Source organism: Microbacterium sp. MYb62 (assembly GCF_002979475.1).
GTDB lineage: Bacteria > Actinomycetota > Actinomycetes > Actinomycetales > Microbacteriaceae > Microbacterium.
In genome coordinates this window covers 64,752-80,833 of record NZ_PCOY01000017.1, presented here as the reverse complement: position 1 = coordinate 80,833, position 16,082 = coordinate 64,752, and the positions used below count along the sequence as shown (strand labels likewise).

At 70.2% G+C, this 16,082-nt stretch carries 15 protein-coding genes; 4 read left to right on the top strand and 11 right to left on the bottom strand.

What is annotated here, in order from left to right:
* Both CQ042_RS15290 and CQ042_RS15285 read right to left on the bottom strand, forming a co-directional pair.
* The coding region (locus tag CQ042_RS15290; RefSeq protein WP_105671312.1) for an alpha/beta fold hydrolase at positions 1-847 on the bottom strand (847 nt) is incomplete at its 3' end.
* 36 nt (positions 848-883) lie between these two features.
* A complete protein-coding gene (locus tag CQ042_RS15285) occupies positions 884-1,621 on the bottom strand; it encodes a copper homeostasis protein CutC (RefSeq protein WP_105671311.1) in 738 nt (245 codons plus the stop codon).
* Positions 1,622-1,680: 59 nt separating this feature from the next.
* Between CQ042_RS15285 and CQ042_RS15280 the strand changes: the two genes are divergently transcribed.
* The 3 genes from CQ042_RS15280 (at position 1,681) to CQ042_RS15270 (ending at position 3,812) form a co-directional block, all read left to right on the top strand.
* Positions 1,681-2,121, top strand: coding sequence for a MarR family winged helix-turn-helix transcriptional regulator (locus tag CQ042_RS15280; RefSeq protein ID WP_105671310.1), 441 nt, complete (start codon positions 1,681-1,683; stop codon positions 2,119-2,121).
* A 5-nt stretch (positions 2,122-2,126) separates the two neighbouring features.
* Positions 2,127-3,461 carry an MFS transporter gene (locus tag CQ042_RS15275; protein ID WP_105671317.1) on the top strand — a complete coding sequence of 445 codons (1,335 nt, stop codon included), beginning with the start codon at positions 2,127-2,129 and terminating at the stop codon, positions 3,459-3,461.
* A gap of 63 nt (positions 3,462-3,524) precedes the next feature.
* The gene (locus CQ042_RS15270; RefSeq protein ID WP_105671309.1) at positions 3,525-3,812 is read left to right on the top strand and encodes a hypothetical protein; all 288 of its coding nucleotides are present in this window, start codon (positions 3,525-3,527) and stop codon (positions 3,810-3,812) included.
* A gap of 112 nt (positions 3,813-3,924) precedes the next feature.
* On the opposite strand, the gene CQ042_RS15265 is transcribed toward CQ042_RS15270, so the two are convergent.
* The 6 genes from CQ042_RS15265 to CQ042_RS15240 form a co-directional block, all read right to left on the bottom strand.
* Positions 3,925-4,461 carry a hypothetical protein gene (locus CQ042_RS15265; protein WP_105671308.1) on the bottom strand — a complete coding sequence of 179 codons (537 nt, stop codon included), beginning with the start codon at positions 4,459-4,461 and terminating at the stop codon, positions 3,925-3,927.
* 109 nt (positions 4,462-4,570) lie between these two features.
* Complete coding sequence (gene rocD, locus CQ042_RS15260; protein WP_105671307.1) at positions 4,571-5,797, bottom strand: ornithine--oxo-acid transaminase; 1,227 nt, start codon at positions 5,795-5,797, stop codon at positions 4,571-4,573.
* Entirely contained in the window at positions 5,794-6,672 is an 879-nt protein-coding gene (gene ddaH / locus CQ042_RS15255) for a dimethylargininase (RefSeq protein ID WP_105671306.1), read from the bottom strand. Before ddaH ends, rocD begins: the two co-directional genes overlap by 4 nt.
* A gap of 173 nt (positions 6,673-6,845) precedes the next feature.
* Positions 6,846-7,862, bottom strand: a complete 1,017-nt coding sequence (locus tag CQ042_RS15250; protein ID WP_105671305.1) for an NAD(P)-dependent alcohol dehydrogenase — start codon at positions 7,860-7,862, stop codon at positions 6,846-6,848.
* The gene (locus CQ042_RS15245) at positions 7,859-8,089 is read right to left on the bottom strand and encodes a helix-turn-helix transcriptional regulator (RefSeq protein WP_105671304.1); all 231 of its coding nucleotides are present in this window, start codon (positions 8,087-8,089) and stop codon (positions 7,859-7,861) included. The genes CQ042_RS15250 and CQ042_RS15245 overlap by 4 nt, the downstream gene beginning before the upstream one ends.
* Positions 8,089-8,523 carry a hypothetical protein gene (locus tag CQ042_RS15240; protein WP_105671303.1) on the bottom strand — a complete coding sequence of 145 codons (435 nt, stop codon included), beginning with the start codon at positions 8,521-8,523 and terminating at the stop codon, positions 8,089-8,091. Before CQ042_RS15240 ends, CQ042_RS15245 begins: the two co-directional genes overlap by 1 nt.
* A 333-nt stretch (positions 8,524-8,856) precedes the next feature.
* Between CQ042_RS15240 and CQ042_RS15235 the strand changes: the two genes are divergently transcribed.
* On the top strand, positions 8,857-9,159 hold the full coding sequence (locus CQ042_RS15235; protein WP_146115413.1) for a hypothetical protein: 303 nt from the start codon (positions 8,857-8,859) through the stop codon (positions 9,157-9,159).
* Between the two features lie 43 nt (positions 9,160-9,202).
* Here the strand turns inward: CQ042_RS15235 and CQ042_RS15230 are convergent, their stop codons facing one another.
* From CQ042_RS15230 to CQ042_RS15220, 3 genes are all read right to left on the bottom strand, one after another.
* Complete coding sequence (locus CQ042_RS15230) at positions 9,203-12,853, bottom strand: bifunctional proline dehydrogenase/L-glutamate gamma-semialdehyde dehydrogenase (protein ID WP_105671301.1); 3,651 nt, start codon at positions 12,851-12,853, stop codon at positions 9,203-9,205.
* A gap of 144 nt (positions 12,854-12,997) precedes the next feature.
* Entirely contained in the window at positions 12,998-14,395 is a 1,398-nt protein-coding gene (pntB, locus tag CQ042_RS15225; RefSeq protein ID WP_105671300.1) for a Re/Si-specific NAD(P)(+) transhydrogenase subunit beta, read from the bottom strand.
* Complete coding sequence (locus CQ042_RS15220) at positions 14,392-15,945, bottom strand: Re/Si-specific NAD(P)(+) transhydrogenase subunit alpha (RefSeq protein WP_105671299.1); 1,554 nt, start codon at positions 15,943-15,945, stop codon at positions 14,392-14,394. The genes pntB and CQ042_RS15220 overlap by 4 nt, the downstream gene beginning before the upstream one ends.
* Positions 15,946-16,082 lie beyond the last annotated feature (137 nt).

Below are 16,082 nucleotides of genomic sequence, written 5' to 3'. Positions count from 1 at the left end.
GGGCGGGGATGTGCTTGTCGAGCCAGGCGAGGACGTCGGCACGCACCTCATCCTGCTGCAGCTCCGCGAAGATCTCGTGGCGGGCGTCGGGGTAGACGAGCGTCGTGACGTCGGTGAGTCCGGAGCGGCTGCGGTACTCGTCGGCGAGCTTGTGCACGCTGCGCGGCCCGCCCACCGGGTCGTCGCGGCCGACGAGCAGCAGCATCGGGATGTCATGGCCCAGGTCCTTCGCCGGTCGCCCGTAGAGCTTGGCCGCCTCGACCGGGCCGAAGAGCTTGAGCAGCGGGACGTCGGTGGTCAGCGGGTCCTCGTCGAACGCGGTCCACACCGCCGGGTCGCGGCTGAGCCACTCGAGCCCGGTCGCGCCGTCGCCTGCCCAGCGCGCATTCAGGGGCGCGGCGTTCAGCGAGCCGGGCATCCGCAGCGCCGAGCCGGAGAGGATGACGGCATCCCAGGCCTCGGGGTGGTCGTTGACGAGCATCTGCGCCAGGAACGAGCCCCAGGAGTGCCCGAGCAGCACGAGCGGAAGGTCGGGATTCTCGTCGCGGATGATTCCGGTCAGCTGCCACACCGCCTCCTCAGCCGCGCGCAGCCCGCCCTTGCCGAGCCTGCCGAGCTTCTCGGGGCCGCCGTGCTGACGGATGCCGGTGCGCCCGTGTCCACGGTGATCATCGGCGTAGACGTGGAAGCCGGCGGCGGTGAGCGCGGCGATCAGCGCACCGTATCTCCCGGCATGCTCGCCGACGCCGTGCAGCAGCTGCACCACACCGCGGGGTGTGCCCTCCGCAGGATGGACGTCGTAGACGATGTCGATGCCATAGGCGTCGGTGAACTCGCGGGTATCCATCACGGTGCGAGCCTACCCACCACGCGTTGCGAGCGGCTACCGGGCGAGGGCATCCCGGATCGCGAAAGCGATGTCGCGATCGGTGACCTCGTAGCCGCCGACCCCGTCGGAGGCCGACCCCATGCGCACGCCGCCGTCTTCGGTCACGGCGCGCTTGGCGGAGAAGTGGATCGCGTCCACACCGGCGGCGGCGAGCACCGGAGCGCTGGTGACGTCGACCCCGCTGCCGGCCATGATCTCGATCTCCCCCTCGGCCGCGGCGACGAGCGCTCGCAGCGTGTCGATGCCGTCGATCGCCGCGGATGCGCCGCCGGAGGTGAGCACGCGGCTCAGGCCGAGCTCCCTGGCGCTCTGCAGCGTCGCGACCGGGTCGGCCGTCACGTCGATCGCGCGGTGCAGGGTCGCGGGCGCGCCGCCCGCGGCGTCGCGCAGGCGGGCCATAGCGAAGAGATCGAGGCGACCGGCGTCGTCGAGCGCCCCGATGACCACACCGGCCGCGCCGCCGGCGATCGCACGGCGCACGTCGCGCTCGGCGACGGCGAGCTCATCCTCGTCATAGTGGAAGCCACCGGCACGGGGCCGGATCAGCACGTGCACCTCGGGGCCGTCGGCTCCCGCGGCTTCGACGGCGAGCTCCAGCGTCGCCGGCGACGGGGTGAGCCCGCCGAGCGCGAGCGCGGTCGCGAGCTCGACGCGGGCGGCGCCGACCTCTGCGGCGATGCGCACTCCTGCGGGATCCTGCACAGCGATTTCCAGAGCGAGGTTCGGGTTCACCCCTTCATTCTGCCCGGTACCCCCACGGCGTTCGGAAAATTAGATAGGCTATCTAAGTAATGTCTGCGTCTGATGAATCCCTCCACCTCACCGCCACAGACCTTCGCATGGCCACGTTCCGGCTGGCCCGCCGCCTTCGTTGCGCACGCGCCGCCGACTCGATGAGCGACGCGCAGCTGGCGGTGCTCGCCGACCTGCGCATGAACGGGCGCCGCACCGTCTCGACCCTCGCAGAGCGCGAGCGGGTGACCGCCCCATCGATGACCAGCACGATCAACGGCCTCGAGGAGCAGGGCTTCGTCGTGCGCACTCCCGATGAAGACGACCGCCGTCGCGTGCAGGTCGACATCACCGAGGCCGGCACCGCGATCGTCGTCGAGACCATCCGCCGCCGCGACGAGCTGCTGGCCGACATGCTGCGCGAGGTCGATTACACCGAGGCCGAGCTCACCACCTTGCGCGAAGCCAGCGCCCTGATGCGGAGGGCGGTGGAGCGATGAGCGCCATGTTCCGCTCCTTCGCGAACATCAACTACCGGATCTGGTTCGCGGGCGCCCTGATCTCGAACGTCGGCGGCTGGATGCAGGCGACCGCCCAGGACTGGGTGGTGCTCACCGAGCTGACCGACAACGACGCCACGGCGATGGGCGTCACGATGGCTCTGCAGTTCGGTCCTCCGCTCGTACTCGTGAGCCTGACCGGATGGGTAGCTGACCGCTTCGACCGGCGGCACATCCTGTTCGCCACCCAGTCGGCCCTCCTCGGCCTGGCCATCGCGGTCGGCGTGCTGCTGCTGAACGATGTGATGACGCTGCCGATGATGTTCGCCTTCGCCCTCGGGTTCGGCGTCGTGAACGCCTTCGACGCTCCCGCCAGGCAGGCCTTCGTCTCCGACATGGTCTCGACCGGCGACACCTCGAACGCCGTCGCGCTCAACTCGGCGTCGTTCAACCTCGCACGGATGGTCGGCCCCGCGGTCGGCGGTCTGCTGATCGTGGCCATCGGATCGGGGTGGGTGTTCATCGTGAACGCCGCGACGTTCCTGGCGATGCTCCTGGCTCTGATGCTCATGCGCCGCAGCCTGCTCGCCCCGCGACTGAAGAGCCGCAACCGCGGGGGCCTCGCCGCCGGCTTCCGCTACGTGTGGGGGCGCAGCGATCTGCGGGTCGTGTTCGTGACGGTGTTCCTGCTCGGCGCCTTCGGCATGAACTTCCCCATCTTCGCCTCGACCATGGCGCTCGAGTTCGGAGCGGGCGCCGACGGCTACGGGGTGCTCAGCTCGGTGCTCGCGATCGGCTCCCTCATCGGCGCGCTGCTCGCCGCACGCCGGGATCGCGCGCGCGTGCGGGTCGTGATCCTCGCCGCCGGCGGTTTCGGCATCGCCGCGTTCGTGTCGTCCGCGATGCCGACGTACGCCTCGTACGCGGTCACCCTCACGTTCACCGGATTCATGATCGTGACGCTCCTGACCACGGCCAACGGCTACGTGCAGATCACGACCGACCCCGCCCTGCGCGGACGTGTGCTCGCCCTGTACATGGCGGTCATCATGGGTTCGACCCCGATCGGCGCTCCCATCGCCGGGTGGGTCGCCGACACCTTCGGCCCGCGTGCCGCGATCATGCTCGGCGGCACGGCCGGATTCGTCGCCTGTGCGATCGGCGTGATCTGGGTGGCCACCTCCGGCCGCCTCCGGCGCGACGAGAACCGCCGCTTCCTGCTCACGCTCGATGAGACCCGACCGCTCAGCGTCATCGAGGTCGATCCGATCGAGTTCAGCGACGAGGCCGCCGTGACCACGCCGATCCGGAGCGCCAAGAGACGCGGCCTCGAGGACTGACCCTCCTCGCGGGATTTGTCAACGCCCTCCACGAGGTGAGGGGCGCGGCCGTACCGTCGACACATGGACGAGAACACCGAACGCACACCCCACCCGCAGGACCCGGCCGAGGGTGCGCCCGGAACCGGCGTCCCCGACGAGGACACCGGTCAGGGCGACGGCACGGGCGGCGCGATCCAGGGCGACAGCTCACGGGGCGAGTCGACCGGCGGCGCGATCCAGGGCGATGCCGGCCAGGGTCACCGCTCCCCATTGGGCGGCGACGAGAACACCGCGGATCAGCTCGACGCCGACAACGCGGCCGAAGAAGACACTCTGAAGACGCTCGACCCGGACTCCCCTCCGGCCTGAGCACGCACGAGGGCAACGCCACCGCCAGCCGTCGCCACCCCAGGGCACGGCCCTCCCCTGCGGTGGCGTTGCCCGCGTCCGCGAGCCATCGGTCAGCGTGCGGGGCCCGCGCTCATCGACTCTCCCCGACGAGCAGCAGTCCGATCGACAGAGCTCCGACCAGCGCGAGCGGAGAGACGAACGCGGCGAGCCAGGCGAGCGTCGTCCACCTCCGCGGTGATTCCGTGTCGAGCGGAACGAAGATCGCGGTCGCGAGGAGTGCCACCCACGCGAGGCACGCGATGGCCACCACGACGAAGTAGGCGCGCTCGACGCCGTCGAACATCTCCATCCATCGACTCAACAGGACCGGCGCCAGGGCCGCGGCCGTCCAGCTCCACGCGTTCAACAGCACCAGACCGGTGATCGGCGGAGGCATCGAGACGGCCTTCCGCCAGCGGAGCACGGCGCGCGGAAGCGAGCCGAGGCCGATGGCGAGGGCGGTCACCGGGATCAGGGCGAGCAGTCCCGGCGACGGAGGCATCAGCACGCCGACCACCACGGCCGTCGCCACCGGCAGGAGCCAGTTCAGGCCCTGCCACCACGACCAGACCGCGCGATGGATCCCCCGCGCGGGCGCGCGAGGGGCCCCGGCATCACTCGTGTCCATGGATCCCCCCGCGGCCGAGCCTAGCGAGTCGGGCCTAGGCCATTCGGGTCTAGGCCAGTCGGGTCTAGGCCAGTCGGGTCTAGGCCAGTCGGGTCTAGGCCAGTCGGGTCTAGGCGCCCAGCACGAGCTTGAGCTGCTCCACCGCCCAGTCGAGCTCGGTCGCGCGGATCACGAGCGGCGGCGCGATGCGGACGGTCTGGCCGTGCGTGTCCTTCACGAGCACCCCGCGCTCGAGGAGCTTCTCGGCGATCTCCCGCCCTGTGCCCTTCGCCGGATCGATGTCGACGCCGGCCCACAGCCCCGCGATGCGCACCGCGGTGACGCCATGACCGATCAGAGGATCGAGAGCCTGTGCCAGATGCGCGCCGAGTGCCCGTGCACGCTCCTGGAACTCGCCGGTCTGCAGCATCTCGACAACGCGCAGCCCCACGGCCGCGGCGAGCGGGTTCCCACCGAAGGTCGAGCCGTGCTCGCCCGGACGGATCACGCCCAGGACGTCGCTGTTCCCGACCACCGCAGAGACCGGGAGGATGCCGCCGCCGAGCGCCTTGCCGAGCAGGTACAGGTCGGGCACGACACCCTCGCGGTCGCACGCGAAGGTCTCTCCCACACGGCCGAGACCCGCCTGGATCTCGTCGGCGATGAACAGCACGTTCTTCTCGTCGCAGATCTCGCGGATCCGGCGCAGGTACCCCCCCGGAGGGATCACCACTCCCGCCTCGCCCTGGATCGGCTCCACCAGCACGGCCGCCGTGTCGTCGGTGATGGCCGCCGCGATGGCATCCGCGTCGCCGTAGGGCACCACATCGAAGCCCGGCGTGTACGGACCGAAGTCGTCACGCGCCGTCTCGTCGTCGCTGAAGCTCACGATCGTGGTCGTGCGGCCGTGGAAGTTGCCGGCGGCGACGATGATGCGCGCCTTGCCCTCGGGGATGCCCTTCACCCGGTAGCCCCACGCACGGGCGACCTTGATGCCGGTCTCGACAGCCTCGGCGCCGGTGTTCATCGGCAGCACGAGGTCTTTGCCCGCGAGCTCGGCGAGCGCTGCCGCGAACGGCTCGAGCCGATCGCTCTGGAACGCGCGGCTGACCAGTGCGACCCGCCCGAGCTGCTCGGTGACGGTGGCCACGAGGGCGGGATGCCGGTGTCCGAAGTTCACGGCCGAGTATGCGGCGAGCAGATCGAGGTAGCGCTTGCCCTCGACGTCCGTCACCCACGCGCCCTCCGCGCGGGCGATGTTCACCGGCAGCGGGTGGTAGTTGTGCGCGACGTGCGGCTCGGTGCCCGCCTCTCCCGACGGGGTCGCGGAGCTCGTGGTCTCGTCGACCGCGGTCACTTCGCACCCCGCAGCTCGAGCGTGCAGCACTTGATGCCGCCACCGCCGAGCAGCAGCTCGGACAGGTCGATCATGATCGGGTTGTAGCCGCGCTCGCGCAGCTGCTTCTCGAACCCCTTCGCCCGCGGCGAGATGACCACGTTGTAGCCGTCGCTGGCCGAGTTCAGGCCGAACACCGAACCGTCTTCATCCGAGACGAGGATCGCGTCGGGGAAGCGCTCCTCCAGGATCGCGCGGCTGGCGTCGTCGAACGCGCCGGGAAGGTAGGCGATGTTCGCGCGCTCCGGGCCGCCGTTCTCGACACCCTGCACCGGATCGAGCACGGCGATCGCGGTGTCGAGGTGGTAGAAGCGCGGGTCGACCAGGTTCAGCGACACGACCTCGCGGCCGAAGACCTCGCCGACCTCGCGGTGGCTGTCGCCGGTGGAGCGGAAGCCGGTGCCGGCCAGGATCACGTCGCCGACGAGCAGGAAGTCGCCCTCGCCCTCGTTGACCTCCTTCGGCATCACGGTGTCGTAGCCGGCGGCGCGGAACCAGTCGGCGAAGGCCGGCGACTCGCCCTGACGCTCGACGAAGCGGAACTCGGGCACGTAGGCGCGGCCATCGATGAGGAATCCGCCGTTGGCCGTGTAGACCATGTCGGGGTAGCCGGCGAGCGGCTCGATGAGCTCGACCTCGTGACCCAGCTCGATGTAGAGGTCGTGGAGCTTCTGCCACTGCGCGACCGCGTTGGCGGTGTCCGTGGGGCGCGACGGCTCCATCCACGGGTTGATGGAGTAGTTGACGGTGAAGTGCTCCGGCTTGCACATCAGGTAGCGGCGGTGGTGTGCGGTGCGGGCGGGTGCGGTGGAGACGGCGGCTTCAGGCGTCGACATGGATGCTCTCCTCGTGGGACGGGCGCGGCGGACGCTGTCCAGGGGCCCGGCGGTCCTTCGACCCTTCGCTCGTTCAGAGCGGGCGTCGGGGAAGATGCGACTCGGGCACGCCGGAATCCATTGTGTCACCCGCCCCCTGTACGCCGCCAGAGCGCCGCCCCGCCTGGACCGGATCAGACCGCAGTGCCGGTGACGACGAGCTTGCCGACCGTGTGGCCCGCCTCGAGGCGGGCGAGGGCGACGGATGCCTCGGCGAAGGGATGCCGGTGCTCGACGACCGGCACCAGGCGGCCGTCGGCGACGAGCTCGAGGAGCTTCGCCAGAACCTCGGGACGGGGTGTCGCGGCGAGCGGCCGGATGCTCCGCGAGCCGATCGACAGGAACGCCGCACGCAGCATCCGCGGGATGGGTCCGAGCACGTGACCGCCGTCTCCGGTGACCAGCACGACGGTGCCGCCGGAGACCACGAGGCGCTTCAGCTCTCGCAGCGGCATCCCTCCGGCGATGTCGATGATCGCGTCGAACCGGCCGTCCGGAATGCCGCTCAACGGCGACTCGCGGTGGTCGAACGTGCGCACGGCTCCGAGCTTCTCGATCAGCGGGGCGTTCCGATCGCGGCAGGTCGCCCAGACCTCCGCGCCGCGCAGAGCCGCGAGCTGCACGGCGAACGTGCCGACGCCCCCGGAGGCGCCGACGATCAGCACGCGCGGCGTCGCACCGCCGACATGACCACCACGGGCGATGCCCACACCGGCGAGATCGAGGGCCTGCCACGCGGTGCCACCGGCGACCGGCAGACAGGCGGCGACCTCCGGCGCGACGCCGGTCGGGATCGGCACCAGCCGCGAGGCAGGAACGCACACGTACTCGGCGAGGCCTCCGCCACCGACGAGCTCGCCGACGACGTCTTCACCGATCTCGGCGCCGACGACGTCCGGCCCCACGGCGACCACGGTGCCGGCGACCTCCATGCCGCGCACCGGATGCTTCGGACGGGTCAGCCCGAACACCGGGCGCACGAGCAGCGGATCACCGAGCAGGAGACGCACATCCCCCGCGTTCAGGGCCGTGGCATGCACCCGCAGCAGCACTTCGCCGCGGCCGGGCACCGGGATCGGGATGCGTTCGAGGGTCACGCCGCCGGCCGGCCCGTAGGTCTCCCGGCGCCACGCCTTCATCGACCGGCTCATGATGATGCTCCTGACGTGTCGGGGTACTCGAAGAGCTCGTCGAGGCCCACACCGAACGCGCGGGCGATCTGGAACGCCAGTTCGAGCGTCGGCGAGTACTTCTGCTGCTCGATCGCGATGAGCGTCTGCCGTGTCACGCCGATCGTGCGGGCGAGTTCGGCCTGAGTGAGTCCAGCCTGTTCGCGATGCGCGCGGATCGTGTTCGAGACGAGGGTGGGCTTGACCATCAGACGAGTCCCCGCCGGTAGGCGATCACTCGCGCGATGCCGCCGACGAGCGCCGACACCGCGAATCCGGCGAACATCGTGTTCGCGATCCAGAACACGTCAGCCCCCACCGCGCAGAGCGCGATCACCCCGAGGCCGGCGATCACGACGAAGCCCTGCTCGACACGACCACCCATCCGGCTGATGTCACGGTCGCGGATGTCGGAGCGGCCGACCCCGTCGGGGTCCTTCATCCCGGCGATGATTCCCCACCCGACGCTGAGGACGATGGTCGCGACGATGCCGCCGCCGATCACCCACAGCATGAGCGGGAACCAGTCGACGGCGGTGAGCGGCCCTCCCGCGGCCTGCTGCAGCACCAGCACGACGTAGACGACCATCACGATCGGGCTCACGATGAGCCCCGCCCATGCATTGCGTTCTTCGTAGACCATGATGCCTCCGATGTAAAAGATTCTTGACACGCTCAGCGTACGTCGAGCATCCGCGTAAGTCAAATATTCTTTACATGTTGTGTTCCGGTCCCACTTCCTGACGCACCAACGCGGATCGGGCGGCAGGAAGTGCGACCGGAGTGGGAGTGTGCGTCAGATCACGCCGCTGCTCCAGGAGTCGGGGTTGCCGTAGCGGTGCGCAGTGATCGAGATCGCGTCCGAGATCGCGTCCGAAATCGAGGGAGAGGCCGACCGGAGGGCAGCCCAAGCGCGACTAGGGCGGCGAACCTGGGGATAGCACGGGGCGCGGATATGATCACCAATGGAGACCTCGTGAAGACCTCGATCGCTTTGCCCTGGATACTGGCCTGCGTTGTGGCTATCGGGACCCTGGTTGCGTCAGTGAGCGTCTCCGTTGCGACGATCAACATGCCGGGTGATTCGCCGTATCTCAAGGACGCCGCGAACGCCACTGCTCTCATCTTCTGTCTTGTGGCGCTAATCGGTGGAGCCACCGGCTCGTTGATACTTCGCTCCGCCGAGAAGAAGCGCCGACTCGTCGCGTGGGCGACGTGTGGCACCACCGTTCTCGGCGCGATCGTGACCACAATTCTGATGGCGCTCGCCACCACCTGAAACGCGCCGCTCCCTACGATTTCATGGCCGCTCCGTCGCAGCGTCAGATCACGCCGCTGCTCCAGGGGTCGGGGTTGCCGTAGCGGTGCGCGGTGATCGAGATCGACTGCTCGTGCACGAAGGGCAGCAGCTCGATGCGGGCGGCGGCCGTCACCTCGCCGTCGTACACCGCGAGGTCCGGATCACCCGCGGACGCCGTCGCGAGGGCCGTACGCAAGGCCGCGACCTCGGCGCGACCCCCGACCAGACGCAGCCGATCGGGGCGAGGCGCAGACGCCGGCCCCTCACTCTCCTCGGCGCGAAGCACCCGCTGCAGCCACTCGTCATCGCTCTCGAGGAACACCTGGGCGTCGAGGTCGCCGAGCGCGCGGCGCACGTCACCGGGCAGCCCGACCGGGGTCGAGATGACGAACTTCGCCCCCGAACGCACCCCCGCGATCACGACCCGCAGCAGGTCCTGCAGCGCGGCATCGTCGGTCGCGCGGATCTCGACCGGCACCGGGCGGTAGCGGAACAGGTTGCGCTCGACACCGAGATGCGACACATCGCGCACCTGTCCGAACTCGCGGTCCCAGGCCAGCGCATCCGACAATGCGGAACGGCGCAGCCACTCGAACCTCTCGTACTCGAGCGACGACTGCGCCGACTCGATCAGCGCCGTGATGCGCGAGTCGAGGCCCCGCAGGTGCAGGGTGCTGGATGCCGGGCCGCCCGGCTGCGAGCGCCACGAGCCCAGGCCGATGAGGTAGTTCGGCCCACCGGCCTTGGCGCCGGGCCCGACGGAGGAGCGCTTCCACCCGCCGAACGGCTGCCGTTGCACGATGGCTCCTGTGATGCCGCGGTTCACGTACAGGTTGCCCGCCTGCACCCGGTCGAGCCAGTACGCGAGGTCGTCCGGGTCCTGCGTGTGGAGACCTGCGGTGAGCCCGTAGGCGACGGCGTTCTGCATCTCGACGGCACGCGCGAGCGTCGGGGCGTGCATCACGCCGAGCACCGGTCCGAAGAACTCCTCGGTGTGGAAGCGCGATCCCGGCTGCACGCCGACGCGGATGCCGGGGCGCCACAGCCGTCCGCTGCCGTCGTCGTCTGCGGCGAGCGCCGGTTCGATCAGCCACTGCTCATCGCCCTCGAGCTCGCTCAGCGCCCAGGCGAGTTTGCCCTTCGGCCGCTCGATCACGGGTCCCACCTCGGCCAGCGGATCGGTGGGCTGGCCGACGTGCAGCGACCGCACGGCGTCGGCCAGCTGGCGCGCGAACCGGGGCGACCGTCCGACCGGTCCCACGAGGATCGCGAGAGACGCCGCGGAGCACTTCTGGCCGGCGTGCCCGAAGGCGCTCTTCACGAGGTCGGCGACCGCGAGATCCAGATCGGCGGAGGGGGTGATGATCATCGCGTTCTTGCCGCTGGTCTCGGCGAGCAGCGGCAGATCGGATCGCCAGGAACGGAACAGCGCTGCCGTGTCCCACGCACCGGTGAGGATCACCCGATCGACGGCGTCGTGCGTGATGAGCTCGCGGCCGAGCTCGCCCTCCTCGATGTCGACGAGCGCGAGGAGGTCGCGCGGCACGCCCGCCTGCCACAGCGTCTCGGCGATCACGGCAGCGCAGCGGCGAGCCTGAGGGGCGGGCTTGAAGACGACGCCGGAGCCCGCGGCGAGTGCCGCGAGCACCCCTCCGGCGGGGATCGCGAGCGGGAAGTTCCAGGGCGGCGTGACGACGGTGACGGATGCCGGGACGAACACGGCACCGGCGATCGCGTCGAGCTCTCGCGCCTTGGCCGCGTAGTAGCGGGCGAAGTCGACCGCCTCACTCACCTCGACGTCGGCTTCGGCGAAGACCTTGCCCGTCTCGGATGCCGCGACCTCGATGAGATCCCCACGGCGCGATTCGAGCGCGGCGGCGGCACGCAGCAGCACCTCGGCGCGCTCGGCGGCGGGCCGCCCGCCCCAGGTCGGGGCCGTCCGGCGGACGCCCTGCACGATCCGCTCGAGGTCTTCGGCGTCGGAGACGCGGGCGACCTCGATCGTGGTGACGCCGAGTTCCGAGCCGGGGATGCGCGCGCGCACCTCGCGCGCCCAGTCGCGGTTGGCGGGGAGGGCGGGGTCGCTGTCGGCCGTGTTCGAGAAGCCGGGGGCGCCGCCGGCATCCTGCTCCATCTCCCGGGCGGAGTACACGGCGGTCTCGAGGAAGGCCTCACGTCCGCCGTCCTCGGAGCCGCGGGATATCCCGAGCACCGCCTGGGTGAGGTCGGTCTCGGGCGCGGGGGCGACGGGTGACGGGCGCACGGACTCGTGCACGGGCGCGAGCCGGTCCTGTGTGCGCCGCGGGCCGATGCGGAGCGTGTCGTCCCCTGCCCTGTCGAGCGCGTCGAGGAAGCGGTCCTGCTCCCGCAGGAACAGCGACTCGTCCTCGCCGAGGCGGAACGCGGCGGAGAGGAAGTTGTCCGCAGAGGCGTTCTCCTCGAGCCGCCGCACCAGGTAGCTGATCGCCACATCGAACTCCGCGGGCTGCACCACGGGCACGTAGAGCAGCACCGGGCCGACCTCGCGAGAGACGGCCTGCACCTGCCCCTGCGCCATGCCGAGGAGCATCTCGAACTCCACGGCCTCGCGCACGCCCCGCTCACCTGCCAGCAGCCACGCGTAGGCGATGCCGAAGAGGTTGTGTCCGGCGACGCCGAGCTTCACGGCGGCGGTGTGCTCGGGCTGCAGCGCCCAGTCCAGGCAGCGAAGGTAGTTCGCGTCGGTGTCGAGCTTGGTGTCGTAGGTCGCGGGGGTCCAGCCGTGCATCCGCGCCTCGACGTGCTCCATCGCGAGGTTCGCGCCCTTGACGAGTCGCACCTTGATGCGGGCGCCGCCGTGCGCGACGCGGTCCTGCGCCCAGGCGGTGAGCTCCTGCAGGGCGGGCAGAGCGTCGGGCAGGTAGGCCTGCAGCACGATGCCCGCTTCGAGTCCGGCCAGGCGCGGGTCCTCCAGGATGCGCGTGAAGACCGCGATCGTCAGGTCGAGGTCGCGGTACTCCTCCATGTCGAGGTTGATGAAGGTGCCGTCGGCGGCGGCCGTGACGTAGAGCGGCAGGAGCCTGTCGACCACTTCGTCGACGACCTCGTCGAACGCCCACATCGAGAGGTGGCTGATGATGGCCGAGACCTTGACCGAGACGTAGTCGACGTCGGGGCGCTGGATGAGCGCGTGGATGCCGTCGAGCCGTCGCCGCGCCTCCGCCTCGCCCAGCACCGCCTCACCGAGCAGGTTGAGGTTGAGGCGGGAGCCGGTCGCCGCGATCCGCTCGATCGCCGCCCCGAGCTTCGCGGGGCGTGCATCGACGACGAGGTGCCCGACCATGTCGCGGAGCACCCGGCGGGCGATCGGCACGACGGGCGACGGAAGGATCTGCGCGACACCGCCGCCCAGCTTCACGACCGAGCGCAGATACCAGGGCAGGAACTCCGGCACGATCGGGGCGATCCGGTGCAGCTGCGAGGCCGCGGCGGTCAGACTCTCCGGACGCATGACGCCGTCGACGAAGCCGAGCGTGAACGGCAGCCCGTTCGCGTCCTGGAGCACTCCGGCGAGGCGAGCGGCCGCGGGGTCGGGTTCGATCGCCGCGGCCTCGATCGCCCACCGCCGAGCGAGCTCGACGGTACGGTCTGCGAGGGGTGCGGATGCCACGGCATCCGGCGGGAGGTCTGCCATGACTTTCACCCTAGGTCTGGATGCGCCGGATTCCGCGCCGCGCCGCCCGTGCTCGTCCCGTTCCGGTCGCATGTCCCGTCGCTTTCCGGCGTGCGGAGCGACAGGAAGTGCGACCGGAACTGGGTGAGCATGGGGAGGGGCGGGCTACAGTGCGGCGATGATGTCCTCCACGCGCTGCTTCGCGTCGCCGAACAGCATCGACGCGTTGTCGCGGAAGAACAGCGGATTCTGCACGCCCGCGTAGCCGGCGGCCATCGAGCGCTTGAACACGATGACGTTCTCGGCTTCCCACACCTTGAGCACCGGCATCCCGGCGATCGGGCTTCCCGGGTCTTCGGCGGCGGCCGGGTTCACGGTGTCGTTCGCGCCGATCACGAGCACGACCGCGGTCGAGGCGAGGTCGTCGTTGATCTCGTCCATGCTCAGGACGATGTCGTACGGCACCTTGGCCTCGGCCAGCAGCACGTTCATGTGGCCGGGAAGGCGCCCCGCGACCGGATGGATGCCGAACCGCACGTCCACGCCCCGCTCGCGGAGTCGGCGGACCAGATCGGCCACCGGATACTGCGCCTGCGCGACCGCCATGCCGTAGCCGGGCGTGATCACGACGCTGCCGGCTGCGACGAGCATCTCGGCCGCGCTCTCCGCGGTGATCTCGCGGTGCTCGCCGTACTCGGTGTCGTCGGCAGTCGGCGCGGCGATGCCGAATCCGCCCGCGATGACGGAGAGGAACGAGCGGTTCATGGCCTTGCACATCACGTAGGAGAGGTAGGCACCGGAGGAGCCGACCAGGGCGCCCGTGACGATGAGCAGGTCGTTGTTCAGGAGGAAGCCCGCCGCGGCGGCCGCCCAACCGGAATAGCTGTTGAGCATCGAGACGACCACCGGCATGTCTCCGCCGCCGATCGAGGCGACCAGGTGCCAGCCCAGTGCGAACGCGAGCACGGTGACCGCGATCAGGAGCCACAGTTGCTGGTCGTTCACGAACCACACGGTCAGGGCGACGAACGCGACCAACGCCCCGATGTTGAGCCCGTTCTTGCCCGGGAGCATGAGCGGCTTCGACGACATCTTCGCCGAGAGCTTGAGGTACGCGACGATCGACCCGGTGAAGGTGACGCCGCCGATGAAGATCCCGATGAAGACCTCGGCATTGTGGATGCCGACCAGTTCCGGGGCGATCTCCGGGTGCGCGAGGTAGCCGTTCCAGCCGACGAGCACGGCGGCGAGTCCGACGAAGCTGTGCAGGAGGGCGATGAGCTCCGGCATGCCGGTCATCTCCACGACCCTGGCTCGCCACAGGCCGATCGCGGCGCCGATGAGCACCGCGGCGACGAGCAGCCCGAGGCCGAGGAAGGCACCGGTGCTCCACGCATCCGCCACGGTCAGGGCGACGGTCGCGACCAGCGCGATGGCCATGCCGGCGATGCCGTAGACCACGCCGGAGCGGGCGGACTCGTGACGGCTGAGCCCGGCGAGGCTGAGGATGAACAGCAGGGCGGCGACGATGTAGGCCGCTCCGGCGAGCGCGTCGACGGTCACTTCCGGCCGCCCTTCGCCGATGTCCCGAGTGTGAACATCGCGAGCATTCGACGCGTGACCGCGAAACCTCCGAAGATGTTGATGGAGGCCAGCAGCACGGCGATCGCGGCGAGCACCTGCACGACCGGCAGCGGCGAGGTGATCTGCAGCATCGCCCCGACCACGATGACACCCGAGATGGCATTGGTCACCGACATGAGCGGGGTGTGCAGCGCGTGGTGCACCTTGCCGATCACGTAGAACCCGATCACGACCGACAGCACGAGCACCGTGAAGTGCTGCGGGAGTGGAGCGGGGGCGAACGCGTTCACAGCGAACAGCGCGGCGATGCCCACGACGATCAACGTGACCTTGCGCGCGGTGGACATCTTCTTCGGCGGCGCGATCTCGACCGGTGCCGCCGCGGCCTTCGCGGCGGGGGCGGCCGCGACCTGCACGGCGGGCGGAGGCCAGGTGACCTCGCCGTCGCGGACGACCGTGACCGAGCGCTGCACCACGTCGTCGAAGTCGATCACCAGCTGCCCGTCCTTCGCGGGGGTCAGCAGTGCGACGAGGTTGGCGAGGTTCGTGCCGTAGAGCTGGGAAGCCTGGGCGGCCAGGCGTGATGCGAGGTCGGTGTAGCCCAGGATGATCACGCCGTTGTCGGAGACGACCCGCTCGCCGGCGACAGAGCCCTCGACGTTGCCGCCCTGGCCGGCGGCCATGTCGACGATCACGCTGCCCGGCTTCATCTGCGCGACATCGGATGCGGTGATCAGGCGAGGGGCCGCCCGGCCGGGGATGAGCGCGGTCGTGATGATGATGTCGACGTCGGCGGCCTGCTCGGTGTAGATCTCGGCGGCCCGGCGGTCGTAGTCCGCACTGGTCGCCTTCGCGTAGCCGTCGGTGGAGGCCGCGACCTCGACGTCGACCGGGAGGTACGATCCGCCGATCGAGGTGACCTGGTCGGCGACCTCGGGGCGCGGGTCGGTCGCTCGCACGATCGCTCCGAGACTCGATGCCGCGCCGATCGCGGCGAGACCCGCGACTCCGGCGCCCGCGACCAGCACCTTGGCCGGGGGGACCTTGCCCGCGGCGGTCACCTGGCCGGTGAAGAAGCGGCCGAACTCATGCGCGGCCTCGACGACCGCTCGGTAACCGGCGATGTTCGCCATCGAGCTGAGCACGTCCATCGACTGCGCGCGCGAGATGCGCGGCACCGCATCGAGCGCGAGCGCCGTGATGCCGCGCTGTGCGAGCGAGTCGACGAGGTCGGGACGCAGGGCGGGCGAGAGCAGTGCGATGAGGGTGGCACCGTCGGAGAGGAGCGCGATCTCCTCGACTCCCGGAGCCGTGATCGCGAGCACGACCTCGCTCCCCCACGCCTCCTCCCGGTCGACGAGTGCCGCTCCCGCTGCCTCATACTCCGCATCGGGGTACGAGGCCGCAGCGCCCGCTCCCCGTTCGACCCTGATGGTGTGGCCCAGCCTCCCGAGCGACGCGATCGTCGCCGGGGTGGCCGAGACCCGTGCTTCGCCCGCAGGCTCCCGCACGATGCCGATGACTGCCACTGCTTCCTCCTCCGCCCGTCTGCATCGACGGGATCACCGGGGCGTCTGCGCCCCTGACTTCCCGCTCAGAGTACTGAGGGACGCCGCGAGAACACCCCCTCTTCGGATCTGTGACGGGGAAAGAAGCGAGGTTCTTA

Coding starts and splice junctions, on each gene's coding strand:
- CQ042_RS15240 (WP_105671303.1), bottom strand. CDS start 8,523: ATGGTCTACGAAGAACGCAATGCATGGGCGGGGCTCATCGTGAGCCCG.
- ddaH (WP_105671306.1), bottom strand. CDS start 6,672: ATGTCGACGCCTGAAGCCGCCGTCTCCACCGCACCCGCCCGCACCGCA.
- CQ042_RS15275 (WP_105671317.1), top strand. CDS start 2,127: ATGTTCCGCTCCTTCGCGAACATCAACTACCGGATCTGGTTCGCGGGC.
- CQ042_RS15245 (WP_105671304.1), bottom strand. CDS start 8,089: ATGGTCAAGCCCACCCTCGTCTCGAACACGATCCGCGCGCATCGCGAA.
- CQ042_RS15265 (WP_105671308.1), bottom strand. CDS start 4,461: ATGGACACGAGTGATGCCGGGGCCCCTCGCGCGCCCGCGCGGGGGATC.
- CQ042_RS15230 (WP_105671301.1), bottom strand. CDS start 12,853: ATGGCAGACCTCCCGCCGGATGCCGTGGCATCCGCACCCCTCGCAGAC.
- CQ042_RS15280 (WP_105671310.1), top strand. CDS start 1,681: ATGTCTGCGTCTGATGAATCCCTCCACCTCACCGCCACAGACCTTCGC.
- CQ042_RS15250 (WP_105671305.1), bottom strand. CDS start 7,862: ATGAGCCGGTCGATGAAGGCGTGGCGCCGGGAGACCTACGGGCCGGCC.
- CQ042_RS15270 (WP_105671309.1), top strand. CDS start 3,525: ATGGACGAGAACACCGAACGCACACCCCACCCGCAGGACCCGGCCGAG.